The following is a 12117-nucleotide window of genomic DNA, read 5'->3' as shown; positions in this document are numbered from 1 at the left end:
GGCCCCGGAGCGCACCATGGTGATGCAGCTGCCCACCGCCCCCGAAGCCGGTGAGGACGACTGGACGGCGCTCGTCGACGAGCTCGACAAGTAGCCCTCACTCCCCGTGGGAAACGACAAGGGCCCGCGCACTCCATGGAGTGCCGGGCCCTTCGTCCATCTCAAGACTGTCCCGCGACGGCTACAGCGCCGTGGCCGCCTTCGCCTCACGGATGAGGTCCCGGAAGTGCAGCGCGCCCACCACGTCCCGCACCACCGACACCGGACGGCCCTCTTCCAGCGCCAGCGCCTGCGCCTGCCGCCACCGCTCCAGCAGCGTCCGCGTCGCGATGTACGCCAGCACGAGGGGGAAGCCCCCCGGCATCACCACCACCAGCACCGCCATCGCCAGCTTCAGCCACGCCCACATGACCCGCGACCTCGTCGTCCTGAGATACGCCCGCATAGATGCACGGTGCATGCCCGCGGTGCGAAAATAATTACGCACCCTGATTCCGCAGGGTTACAGCTCCCAAGGTCCTCAAGAGTGCGGACGGCGCCCCCACAACCCTGGCATTTTTGCCGCAGTGGCCACGGAACCGTCGGTTAAGTTGACGGGTGTGAGCCCCCCCCAACTGACTCCGGAGATTCGCTCGTTCACCAGCGTGGAGGACGCGGCGCGTTGCCTGGAGGCGGTGGGCTACCTGTCGTCCCCTGAAATCGCCACGGCGGTGTTCCTGGCGGACCGGATGGGCAAGCCCATCCTGGTGGAGGGCCCGGCCGGCGTGGGCAAGACGGAGCTGGCCAAGGCCCTGGCCCAGGCGTTGGACCGGACCTTCATCCGCCTCCAGTGCTACGAGGGCCTGGACGAGGCCAAGGCCCTCTACGAGTGGGAGTACGCCAAGCAGCTGCTCTACACCCAGCTGCTCAAGGACAAGATTGGCGAGCTGACCCAGGGCACGTCCACGCTGGCGGAGGCCGCGGACCGGCTCGCGTCCGGGGACGCGGTGTTCTTCTCCGAGCGCTTCCTCCTCCCCCGCCCCATCCTCCAGGCCCAGCTGTCGGACACGCCCGCCCTGCTGCTGGTGGACGAAATCGACAAGGCGGATCCGGAGTTCGAGGCCTTCCTGCTGGAGGTCCTCTCTGACAACGCTGTCACGGTGCCGGAGCTGGGCACCATCCGCGCGAAGCATGTCCCGCGCGTCATCCTCACCAGCAACAACGCCCGTGAGCTGTCGGACGCGCTCAAGCGCCGCTGCCTGCACCTGCACATCGACTTCCCGGACCGCGAGCGCGAGCTGCGCATCGTCCGCTCGCGCCTGCCGGAGGTTCCCCAGGTGCTGGCCGAGCAGGTGGTGGAAGCCGTCGCCGCCATCCGCGCGTTGGATTTGAAGAAGGCCCCGTCCATCAGCGAGACCCTGGACTGGGCGCAGAGCCTGACGCTGCTCAACGCGGAAGCGCTCAGCGCGGACGTCGTCGCCGCCACGCTCAACCTCGTCCTCAAATACGAGGGCGACATCGAGAAGGCCCGCGCCAACCTGCCCACCATCGCGCAGGCCTGACGCAAAGCGCCGCACGCGGAGTGCAGATCGTTGGCACTTCACGCTTTGCGTCCCCAGTGTGCCTGGGTACAAGTCCCTCAGCTGTCCCACCCCTGGCCCGAGAGGAACATCCCGATGAGCTCAACCTCATCCACCGTGCTGCGCGCCGAACACATCTGGCTCGATGGGAAGCTGATCAAATGGGACGAGGGCAACGTGCACGTGATGACGCACGCCCTCCACTACGGCCTGGGCGTCTTCGAGGGCATCCGCGCCTACAAGACCCATGATGGCCGGCTCGCCGTCTTCCGGCTGCGCGAGCACATCCGCCGCCTGCTCGACTCCGCGCACATCATCATGCTGCCGATTCCCTACAGCGAGGACGAGCTGGTCGAGGCCACGGTGGACCTGCTGCGCAAGCAGAAGCAGCAGTTCGCCAACGGCGCCTACCTGCGCCCGGTGGCCTTCATGGGCGACGGCGCCATGGGCCTGGGCGCGGTGAACCCCACCCGCGTGGGCATCACCGCCTGGGACTGGGGCTCGTACCTGGGCGACAAGGGCATGAAGGAGGGCATCCGCGCCAAGGTCAGCTCCTTCACGCGCAACCACGTGAACGTGAACATGGTGCGCGGCAAGATCACCGGCCAGTACGTGAACTCCATCCTCGCCAAGCGCGAGGCGGTGCTCGCCGGCTACGACGAGGCCATCCTCCTGGACATCAGCGGCTTCGTCGCGGAGGCCTCCGGGGAGAACATCTTCCTCGTGAACAAGAAGGGCGTCATCAAGACGCCGCCCCTCTCCTCCCCCGTCCTGGACGGCATCACCCGCGACACGGTGCTCAAGCTGCTGCGCGACGCCGGCCACACCACCATCGAAGAGGTCACCGTCACCCGTGACGCCCTCTACATCGCCAACGAGGTCTTCTTCACCGGCACCGCCGCGGAGATCACCCCCGTGCGCGAGGTGGACAACCGGCAGATTGGCGACGGAAAGCCCGGCCCCATCAGCAAGTTCGTCCAGGACATGTACTTCCGCGTCGTACGGGGCCAGGAAGCCCGCTATGCGGACTGGCTGACCTACGTTTGACGGACAGTCCGTGGACGTGAAGTCCCGGCGGACGGGGGAATCGGGTAGAACCCGTACCCGATGCCTCCCGCCGGCTACGCGTACGAAGACAATCCCTTCAAGCTGGAGAACCCGTCCGTCCTCGACATCGCTCCCAGAGAGCCGAAGTCGCTGGAGGACACGGGACTGAGGATGGGTCTGCTCGCGGACCTGGGCCTCAAGTTCCTCTACTACGCCGGCACCGGCACGGGCGTGGCCATCGCCGAAAGCATGTGCCTGCCCTGGTCCGGCGTGGTGGAGCACGTGGTGGACTTCCTCGCCGCGGAGAAGCTGGTGGACCTCCGCGGCGGCAAGGGCTTTGGCCGCGCGTCCGTGGAGTTCGCCCTCACGGAGAAGGGCCGCGAGTACGCGCGTGACGCCCTCACCCGCTCCACCTACGTGGGGCCCGCGCCCGTCCCCATCGAGCAGTACAACGCCCTCATCAGCAGCCAGACGGAGGAGACGCCCGTCGTGGGCCAGGAGGACCTGACCGCCGCCCTGGGCCACCTCACCGTCTCCGCGGAGCTGATGGACAAGCTGGGCCCGGCCGTGAACTCCGGCCGCTCGCTCTTCCTCTACGGCCCGCCCGGCAACGGCAAGACGAGCCTGGCGGAGGCGATTTCCCACATGTTCGGCGGCGAGGTGTTCGTCCCGCACTGCCTCGAAATCGACAACCAGATCATCAAGGTCTTCGACCGCATCATCCACACGCCCGTGTCGCTGGAGGCGGGCCGTGACGCCAGCGGCCGCCGGCAGACGTTCGAAATGGACAAGCGCTGGTCGCTCTGCCGGCGCCCCGCCGTGGTGGTGGGCGGCGAGCTGACGCTGGAGACGTTGGACCTCATCTACTCGGAGAGCACCCGCTTCTACGAGGCGCCGTTCCAGGTGAAGGCCAACGGCGGCATGCTCCTCATCGACGACTTCGGCCGCCAGAAGGTCCACCCCACGGACCTGCTCAACCGCTGGATTGTCCCCCTGGAGAAGCGGGTGGACTTCCTCACCCTGCACACCGGCAAGAAGTTCGAGATTCCCTTCGATCAGCTGCTCGTCTTCTCCACCAACCTGGACCCCAAGGAGCTGGTGGACGAGGCCTTCCTGCGGCGCATCAAGTACAAGATTGAAGTAGGCAACCCGGATGAAGAGTCCTACCGGGAGATCTTCCGCCGGGTGTGCGAAGCGGCGGGCATCCCCTACGTGGACCAGGCCATCACCTACCTGGTGGAGCACTACTACAAGCCGCGCAGCATGGAGATGCGCTCCTGCCACCCCCGCGACCTCGTGTCGCTCATCCGGGACGCGGCCCGATACCGGCAAATCCCGCCAGCCCTTTCAAAAGACCTGCTGGATCAGGCGTGCGAAGTGTTCCTGGTGAATCTCTAGTCAGGTTTTATTTGTTCCAACCGCGCGGAATTTCTAGACTCCGCGTGCCGTTGTACCTCCCGGCGCAGCCTCTGAGAATCAGCGCCCGGGGCGGGCCGGAGCGAGAAGGAGCCGCAGTCCGTGAAGGAACGCTACCAGGACATCGACGAGAAGAACGAGCAGCTGCGCGAGTACCTTGAGATCTACAAGGGCAAGCCGCCGGCGCGTGAGTACCTCGACCGCTTCGAGATGTCGTGGATCTACCACGACGCCGCGCTCGAAGGCGTCGTGTACACGCACCAGGAGCTGATGGCCGCGCTCTTCCCGGAGCGCACGGCGGCGGAAGCCTCCATGATCCCGGTGGTGCTGGAGATCCGCAACCACAAGGCGGTGGCGGACTTCATCCGCGAGGAGGCCGTGGGCGCGAAGAAGCAGTCCGCGCTCACGCTCACCACCATCAAGCGGATGCACGACCTCTTCCTGGGCAACACGCCGGAAGCGCTGGCCGAGCGTGCGCGCATGGAGCGCCGCGAGCGCACGGAGAAGGAGCTGGCCAAGGAGCGCGACCGCGCGGGGCTGCGCAAGGACATGCCCCTGCACCGCACCTACTTCCACGACATCACCCAGCCCGCGAAGATCCAGGCGCGGCTGGAGAAGCTCGTGGACCACACCGCCAGCGCGGAGTTCCGCGAGTTCCACCCCATCAAGCAGGCGGCGGTGGTGCAGCACGAGTTCCTGCAGATCTTCCCCTTCACCGAGCACAGCGGGAAGGTGGGGCGCATGTGCAGCAACCTCATCCTGCTGCGCAACGGCTACATGCCCGCGGTCATCCACTCCATCGACCGGCAGCGCTACTACGAGTCCTTCCGCGCGCCCGTGGCCACGTTCCGCACGGTGCTGATGGACGCGATGGAGAACTCGCTGGACAACGGCGTGAAGTACTTCCGCGACCTCGGCCGCAAGTACAAGACGGTGGAGTAGCGCTCGCGGGGCGGCGTGCCCCCGGAGGACTGGCGAGGGAGCAGGCGTCCCGCCCGTCCTCCGCCGCGGCGTGAAGAACGCGCGGCACGTCGACACCATTGGGGTGTTGGACACACCCCTGAACGTCACGGGGAGAACATCCGACTTCTCGAATCCCCGTGGCGGAGGAAGTAAAAGAAGAGTCCCCATGCCTGTCACCCCGACCCTCCAAAGCCGCCGCACCCAGCTGCCTGCCGGGAGCGAGCTCACGGAGCCTCCGCCAGCGCGGTTGGCGAAGTTGCCTGCCGCCGACAAGCTGGCCCGCCTGCTCCAGGTGGCCAAGGGTCACCGCCGGGCGCTCATCCTCACGCACGACAACCCGGACCCCGACTCCATGGCGGCGGCGGTGTCGCTCGCCCATCTGCTGGAGCGCAAGGCCGGCATCGAGTCCCACGTGGGCTACGGCGGCATCATTGGCCGTGCGGAGAATGTCGCCTTCGTGCGCGTGCTCCGGCTGCCGGTGTCGCACGTGTCGCAGATCGACTTCAGCCAGTACGACCTCTTCGGCCTGGTGGACACGCAGCCGCCGGTGCGCAACCACTCCCTGCCGGCGCGCTACCGCGCGGACCTGGTGGTGGACCACCATCCGCTGCGAGAGGAGAGCCTGCTGGCTCCCTTCGCGGACGTGGGCGGCGACTTCGGCGCCACCTCCACCATGCTGGTGGAGTACCTGCGGGCCGCCCGGCTGGAGCCGTCCGTGGAGATCGCCACCGCGCTCTTCTACGGCATCAAGGCGGACACGCGGGACCTGGGCCGTGAGACGACCCAGACGGACGTGGACAGCTACCTGTGGCTGTTCCCCCGCTGCGACAAGCAGCTGCTGGGACAGATTGAGCACCCGGAGTTGCCGGCGCGCTTCTTCCAGCTGTTCCACACGTCCATCGAGAAGGCGAAGGTCTACGGCACCGCCATCATCACCGACCTGGAGGAGGTCTACTCTCCGGACCTGGTGGCGGAGGTCGCCGAGCGGATGATGTACCTGGAAGGGATGAAGTGGTCCCTGGCGTACGGAACGTTCCGCAACCAGCTCTTCCTGAGCCTGCGCGTGAAGGACCGGCGCATGAACGCAGGCCGCCTCATCCGCGAGCTGTGCGAGGACCTGGGCGGTTCGTCCGGCGGCCACGGCAGCATGGCGGGCGCGCGGCTGCCCCTGTCCGGCAGCGCGGCCAAGCGCAAGGCACTCAAGCGCGAGGTGGTGTCGCGCTTCCTCGAAGCCTTTGGTGTCTCCGAGGAGCGGCCGGTGTCGCTGCTGTCCGCGCAGGACACGTGATCTACTGGGACCACAACGCCGCCGCGCCGGTGCGCGCGGAGGTGGGCGCGCTGCTCGCACGGGCCTTCACGGAAGGCGGCTTCGGCAACGCGTCCAGCGTGCACGGAGGTGGTCGCGAGGCCCGGGCCCGGTTGGACGCGGCGCGAGCGAAGGTGGCGCGCGTCCTGGGCTGCGAGCCGAAGGAGATCACCTTCACCGCGTCGGGCAGTGAGGCGGATGCGCTCGCGCTCATGGGCGCCTACGCGGCCCGCCCGGTGAAGGACCGCCGCCGCGTGGTGTCCACCACGGTGGAGCACCCGTCCGCGCTGGGTGCGCTCACGCAGTTGGAGAAGGACGGCGCCCAGGTGGTGCGGCTGTCCCCTGACTCCAACGGCCGTGTGCCGCTGGAGTCCGTGCTGGAGGCGCTCACGCCGGACACCGCGCTGTGTTCGCTGATGTGGGCCAACAACGAGACGGGCGTGCTGCAGCCGGTGGCGGAGACCGCGCGCGCGTGCCGTCAGCGCGGCATCCTCTTCCACACCGACGCAGTGCAGGCCGCGGGCAAGGTGCCGCTCACGTTGCGCGAAGTGGACGCGGACCTCCTCTCCCTCTCCGCGCACAAGTTCGGTGGCCCCCAGGGCGTGGGCGTGCTCGTGGTGCGCAAAGGCGTGGACGTGCGGGCGCTGACGCCCGGGCACCAGGAGGGAGGCCGACGCGGAGGCACGCAGAACGTGCCCTACGCCGAGGCCCTGGCCCTGGCCCTGGAGCTGGCCGCCGCGGAGCAGGCCAACACCGCCGCGAAGGTAGCGGCACTGCGCGACACCTTCGAACAGCAGGTGCTCCAGCGGCTGCCCGGGGTGTCGGTGAACGGCGCTGGCGCGCCCCGGGTGCCCAACACCAGCAACCTGCGCTTCGACGGCGTGGAGGGGGAAGCGCTGCTGATGGCGCTGGACCTGGAGGACATCCGCGTCTCGTCGGGAGCGGCCTGCGCGTCCGGCACGCTGTCCCCGTCCCACGTGCTGCGCGCCATGGGCCTCTCCCCTACCGAGGCGCGCGGCAGCCTGCGCTTCAGCCTGGGCCCTGGCACCACCGGCGCGGAGGTCTCTCGCGTCGTGGACGCGCTATGCACGCATGTGCCCCGGGTGCGCGCCCTCGAAGGCTGAGGCCCGCACCGCACAGGGTCGCGAGCACTGACGGACACGCGATCAATCCTTGGGGCGGATCACCACTTCTGGTCCGGCAGGTTCTTCTCGCGGACCTCCGGATCCGGCTGGCCGTACCCGGGAATGCCCTCCTTGGCCTCGTCGGGCTTGGGCGGAAGCCGCTCGTCGCCCCGCCTTGTCTCCCGGGTGGGCTCGTTCTGCTCGGGCTGCTGCTGCTTTCGCTCGGTCGCCATGGATTCCTCCCGGTGCGGGTTCGCGGGAGGAAAGGTCATCATCCGGAGCAGGCACCGCAGCGGGCTCCATCGGCTGGGAGCCCGCGCGACAGGGCCCTGCCCGCCCGGCTACCCGTTGTCTTCGGAGGGGCCGTTGGACGGCGAGCCCCGGTACGCGGGCATCTCGTCCGTGGTGCCGAACAGGCCACGCACCACCGCCGCGATGGCCAGCGGCGTCCCCACGTTCTCGTCGAAGTGCGGCGACAGCGCCTTCGCGTACTCCTCCGCGGAGGAGAAGCGGTCCTCGGGGTTCTCCGCGAACGCGCGCGCCAGCACGTCATCCAGCGCCTGCGGGATGTCCGGACGCACCGACCGCAGGGGCCGGTACTTGCGCGACAGGATGCCCGCGAAGACCTCTTCCGGCGTCGAGCCCACGAAGGGCCGGCCCAGCGTGAGCAGCTCGTAGAGCACCACGCTCGCGGCCCACAGGTCCGCCTCCGGCGTGACGGCGCCCTGCAGCGACTCCGGGGACAGGTAGTACGGCTTTCCCAGCACCTCGCCGCCCTGGAGCTTGCCGTCCACCAGCACGCGCGACACGCCGAAGTCGCCCAGCTTGATCTCCCCCACGCGGGAGATGAACAGGTTGGACGGGGACACGTCGCAGTGGACGATGCCCAGCGGCTTGCCGTCCGGGCCCGTGGCGGTGTGCGCGTACGCGAGCGCCTCCATCAGCACCTTCGCCAGGTACACCGCGAAGTCGACGGGGAGCGGAATCCCGCGCGCCTTGCACCGGCGCAGGATGTGGCCCAGGTCGCGCCCGTCCACCAGGTCCATCACCAGGAAGGACACATCGTCCAGCATCCCGGCGTCCAGCACCTTCACGATGTTCGGATGGTCCAGCTGGCGCGACAGCTGCGCCTCGCGGCGGAAGAGGTCCACCGACGCCGGGTCGCGGGTGAGCGCGGGCAACAGCCGCTTGAGCGCGACCGTCCAGCCTTCATAGGGACCGGAGCGCACGCGCGCGCGGTACACCTCGGCCATGCCGCCCTTGCCCAGCAGCGACTGGATTTCGTAGTTGCCGAAGACGCGGATGGGCTTCGACACGGGAGTCGGCGCGTTCACGGGCTGGCGCTGCCAGCTCCTTGCGGATCACGGCCCTGGACCCGCTTGCGACTGCGGGCCTGCTTCACCTGCGCCTCGTACACCGCGCCTTCATTGGCGAACAGCTGGAGCTCGCGCTCCACCAGCGCGTTGCCCTCCGGCGCGGACCAGCCCTCCGCCAGCGCGCGGCGCAGCGCGACCTGGGCGAACCCCGACTCCTGCGCCGCCCGCTTCACGCACGCGGTCCAGAAGAAGGCCTCCGCCTTGGCCGCGCCGCTGCCCACGTTGCGCGCCTGCTCCAGGTACTTGAGCGCCTCCGGCTGCTGCTTGCGCAGGTAGTGCGACACGCCCATGCCCGTCAGCGCCCAGGCGTTGTTCTTCTCCTTCTCCTGGGCCAGCACCAACTGGAACTGCTGCGACGCCGCGATGGGGTTCTGCGCCAGCAGCGACTGGCCCAGCTTCAAGGTGGCCGCCACGTCCAGCGGCTCCAGCCGGCGCTGCGCCGCCACCTGCGCGGCCCCACCGGACGGCGGGGGCGGCACGGGAGCCTGCGCCTGGCGCTGCTCGGGTGCCTGCGCTGTTGCCGGAGTCGGCGTCAGCGAGGCCCCCTGCTCCGTCGCCCGGAACACCAGCATCCGGCTCTTGGGCAGCGCCGGGGACTCGCAGCTGTCCTCCAGCTTCACCACGCCGCCCAGCGCCCGCTCCTCCACGTTGTAGACGAGCATCACCGGGAAGCTGCGGGACGGGGTGCAGGTGTCCCCCGTCTGACAGAGCGTGAGCTCGCCCAGGAAGACGTTGCCCTGGAAGTCGCCCGTCAGAATCTGCTCGGCGACCTGGCGTTGGCAGGGCCCCCCGGCCGGCGCCGTGCCGACGAGGTGCTCCCCGTCCGAGCGCAACTCGATGGGGCCGAAGGCATCTGCCTGGTAGGTACTGTTCATCTGCGGACCCGCCCAGGCGAATCCGGAGGTGAGGCAGGCTACCGCCGCGAGAGCCAATGTTGGGGTCGGGAGCGACATGTCGGGGACCCGGGCATCATAGAAGTCCACGGGGCGGCTTGTAAACGCGCGAGGACGGCTTGACCGCACGCTTCTCCGTCCTTATCATTTTCCCAGAACGCCCTGGGATTTTCCCAGTGATTCTAAGGACTTGTAGCGAGATTTGAGCGGTAAAGGTCTGTTCCCTGCGGGGTGCGTGATGCCCAGCAGAAATTCGAACCGATACGTCCATTCCGGGGTCCGTTTCGGTCGCCATGTGCAAGCCCTCCCCCTTCACCGGGGATGAGGGAAGCCTGCGGTGACATGATTTCGGTCCCCACCTGGCTTCTAAGGGTTCAATGGACGCTGGACACACGGCTCGGCGGGGGACTCTTTCTTTGGAGCGGCGGCGGTGAGCGAGACGGCGGCGGATACGGTGGCGGCGGCGGCGGAGAAGAAGGTAACGCTTCGTGAGGAACTGACGGCTCGCCGCAAGGCGATGACCAATGACCTCATCGACGAGCGTGGCCTCAAGGTCCAGTCTCGATTCCTGGCATCGCCCTACTATCAGAATGCGCGGACGGTAGCGCTCTACGCCCCCATCCGGGGCGAGGTGCCTACCCGGGACATCCTCATCGCGGCGTTGCAGGACGAGAAGATCGTCTGCTACCCGCTGTCCCACGTGCACGGGCGAATCCTGGCCTTCCGGGCCATCAAGTCGGAGAGCGAGTTGGAGCCGGGACGCCTGGGCGTCCGGGAGCCCACGAACTCCTCGGACCTGATCGCGGTGGATCAGATCGACCTGTTCGTGGTGCCCGGTCTGGGCTTCAGCCCGGACGGCAAGCGGCTGGGACGCGGTGGTGGCTACTACGACGCCACCCTCAAGGCGGCCAGTTCGCGCAGCCGCCGGGTGGGTCTGGCCTTCAACGACCAGATCGTCCAGGTGCTGCCCACGACGATTGACGACGTGGACATGGACCAGATCGTCACGGAGAGCCAGACGATGCGCGGCCTGTGCCGCAGCTTCGACTTCCTGGACACCTGAGCCGGACCTGAGCCGCGGGCCAGGCGGGCGGACATCCACGGGTGGGGCGGACTTGGAAGTCCCGCCCTGCCCGTCGTCTTTTTTGGGCTAGTGTCCGCGGCGCCATGAACCCGGACGCACTGCGCAAGGCGACCCCCGAAGAGCAGTTCGAAGAAGTCACTCGCGGCACCGTGGATTTGCACGTGCCGGAGGACCTGAAGAAGAAGCTTCAGCGCTCCTATGACAAGGGCAAGCCGCTCGTCATCAAGGCGGGCTTCGACCCCAGCCGTCCCGACCTGCACCTGGGCCACACGCTGCTGCTCACGCGCATGCGGCGCTTCCAGGAGTTCGGCCACACGGTGGTGTTCCTCATCGGTGACTTCACCGCCCTCATCGGGGACCCGTCCGGCAAGAACGCGGCCCGTCCCCCGCTCACCCGCGAGCAGGTGAAGGTCAACTCGGAGACGTACAAGCAGCAGGTCTTCAAGGTCCTGGACCCGGACAAGACGGTGGTGAAGTTCAACTCGGAGTGGCTCGACGCGCTGGGCACCGAGGGGATGATCCGCCTGGCGGCGCGCTACTCCGTGCAGCGCATGCTGGAGCGCGACGACTTCAAGAAGCGCTACCGGGAGAACACCTCCATCGCCATCCACGAGTTCCTCTACCCGCTCCTGCAGGGCTACGACTCCGTGGCGCTGAAGGCGGACGTGGAGCTGGGCGCGACGGATCAGCTCTTCAACCTGCTCGTCGGCCGGCAGCTGATGAAGGAAGAGGGCCTGGAGCCGCAGGTCATCATGACCGGCCCCATCCTGGAGGGCCTGGATGCGAAGCTGGTGGACGGCGTCATCACCGGCTCCAAGATGTCCAAGAGCCTGGACAACTACGTGGGTATCGACGAGCCGGCGGACAACATCTTCGGCAAGTTGATGAGCATCACGGACGACCTGATGTGGCGGTACTACAAGCTCCTCTCCGCCATGCCGCTCAAGCAGGTGCTGGAGCTGGAGGAGCAGACGAAGTCCGGCGCGGCGCACCCCAAGGCCGCGAAGGTCGCCTTCGCGCAGGAGATGGCCGCGCGCTTCCAGGGTGAAGAGGCCGGCCGAAAGGCGGCGGAGGACTTCGAGAAGCGCTTCGCCAAGAAGGAGCTGTCCACGGAGGACCTGCCGCTCGTGGAGGTGTCGCTCGCGGGCGCGGAGAAGATGTTCGTCACGAAGCTGCTGCCGGAGACGAAGTTCGTCGCCTCCGCCACCGAGGCTCGCAAGATGATGGGCCAGGGCGGCGTGAAGGTGAACGGTGAGAAGGTCACCGACCCCAAGGCGGAGCTGGGGGCCGGCGAGTACACCGTGCAGGTGGGCAAGCTGAAGGTCACGCGCGTGAAGCTGTCCTGAGTC

At 68.0% G+C, this 12117-nt stretch carries 12 protein-coding genes and 1 other RNA gene; 9 read left to right on the top strand and 4 right to left on the bottom strand.

The window, feature by feature from the left end:
* Positions 1–181 precede the first annotated feature (181 nt).
* On the bottom strand, positions 182–409 hold the full coding sequence (locus tag D7Y11_RS26955) for a hypothetical protein (protein ID WP_120565972.1): 228 nt from the start codon (positions 407–409) through the stop codon (positions 182–184).
* Between the two features lie 190 nt (positions 410–599).
* Here D7Y11_RS26955 and D7Y11_RS26950 point away from each other — a divergent pair, with 190 nt between their 5' ends.
* The 6 genes from D7Y11_RS26950 (at position 600) to D7Y11_RS26925 (ending at position 7415) form a co-directional block, all read left to right on the top strand.
* The gene (locus D7Y11_RS26950) at positions 600–1541 is read left to right on the top strand and encodes a MoxR family ATPase (RefSeq protein WP_121753005.1); all 942 of its coding nucleotides are present in this window, start codon (positions 600–602) and stop codon (positions 1539–1541) included.
* 114 nt (positions 1542–1655) lie between these two features.
* Positions 1656–2606, top strand: coding sequence for a branched-chain amino acid transaminase (locus D7Y11_RS26945; RefSeq protein WP_120576049.1), 951 nt, complete (start codon positions 1656–1658; stop codon positions 2604–2606).
* Positions 2607–2666: 60 nt separating this feature from the next.
* The gene (locus tag D7Y11_RS26940) at positions 2667–4004 is read left to right on the top strand and encodes an AAA family ATPase (protein ID WP_126935133.1); all 1338 of its coding nucleotides are present in this window, start codon (positions 2667–2669) and stop codon (positions 4002–4004) included.
* A gap of 120 nt (positions 4005–4124) precedes the next feature.
* Positions 4125–4964 (top strand): Fic family protein, encoded by an 840-nt coding sequence (locus D7Y11_RS26935; protein ID WP_120576051.1) that lies wholly within the window; start codon positions 4125–4127, stop codon positions 4962–4964.
* Between the two features lie 187 nt (positions 4965–5151).
* Positions 5152–6273: a bifunctional oligoribonuclease/PAP phosphatase NrnA gene (locus tag D7Y11_RS26930; protein WP_126935132.1), complete on the top strand. Its 1122-nt coding sequence runs from the start codon at positions 5152–5154 to the stop codon at positions 6271–6273.
* Positions 6270–7415, top strand: a complete 1146-nt coding sequence (locus D7Y11_RS26925; protein ID WP_126935131.1) for a cysteine desulfurase family protein — start codon at positions 6270–6272, stop codon at positions 7413–7415. Before D7Y11_RS26930 ends, D7Y11_RS26925 begins: the two co-directional genes overlap by 4 nt.
* Before the next feature lie 59 nt (positions 7416–7474).
* On the opposite strand, the gene D7Y11_RS43895 is transcribed toward D7Y11_RS26925, so the two are convergent.
* From D7Y11_RS43895 to D7Y11_RS26915, 3 genes are all read right to left on the bottom strand, one after another.
* Positions 7475–7648, bottom strand: coding sequence for a hypothetical protein (locus D7Y11_RS43895; RefSeq protein ID WP_167548636.1), 174 nt, complete (start codon positions 7646–7648; stop codon positions 7475–7477).
* A 108-nt stretch (positions 7649–7756) separates the two neighbouring features.
* Positions 7757–8668 carry a serine/threonine-protein kinase gene (locus tag D7Y11_RS26920; RefSeq protein ID WP_233596791.1) on the bottom strand — a complete coding sequence of 304 codons (912 nt, stop codon included), beginning with the start codon at positions 8666–8668 and terminating at the stop codon, positions 7757–7759.
* A 77-nt stretch (positions 8669–8745) separates the two neighbouring features.
* Positions 8746–9666 carry a type IV pilus biogenesis/stability protein PilW gene (locus tag D7Y11_RS26915; protein ID WP_126935130.1) on the bottom strand — a complete coding sequence of 307 codons (921 nt, stop codon included), beginning with the start codon at positions 9664–9666 and terminating at the stop codon, positions 8746–8748.
* 236 nt (positions 9667–9902) lie between these two features.
* Here D7Y11_RS26915 and ssrS point away from each other — a divergent pair.
* From ssrS to tyrS, 3 genes are all read left to right on the top strand, one after another.
* A non-coding RNA gene (gene ssrS, locus D7Y11_RS26910) (6S RNA) lies at positions 9903–10095 on the top strand.
* Positions 10096–10114: 19 nt separating this feature from the next.
* Positions 10115–10747 (top strand): 5-formyltetrahydrofolate cyclo-ligase, encoded by a 633-nt coding sequence (locus D7Y11_RS26905; RefSeq protein ID WP_169820740.1) that lies wholly within the window; start codon positions 10115–10117, stop codon positions 10745–10747.
* Between the two features lie 104 nt (positions 10748–10851).
* Entirely contained in the window at positions 10852–12114 is a 1263-nt protein-coding gene (gene tyrS, locus D7Y11_RS26900; RefSeq protein ID WP_120576057.1) for a tyrosine--tRNA ligase, read from the top strand.
* The last annotated feature ends 3 nt before the right edge of the window (positions 12115–12117 follow it).

It is taken from the genome of Corallococcus sp. AB018 (assembly GCF_003986945.1).
GTDB classification, from domain to species: domain Bacteria; phylum Myxococcota; class Myxococcia; order Myxococcales; family Myxococcaceae; genus Corallococcus; species Corallococcus exiguus.
This window is presented reverse-complemented; position numbering and strand designations above follow the sequence as displayed.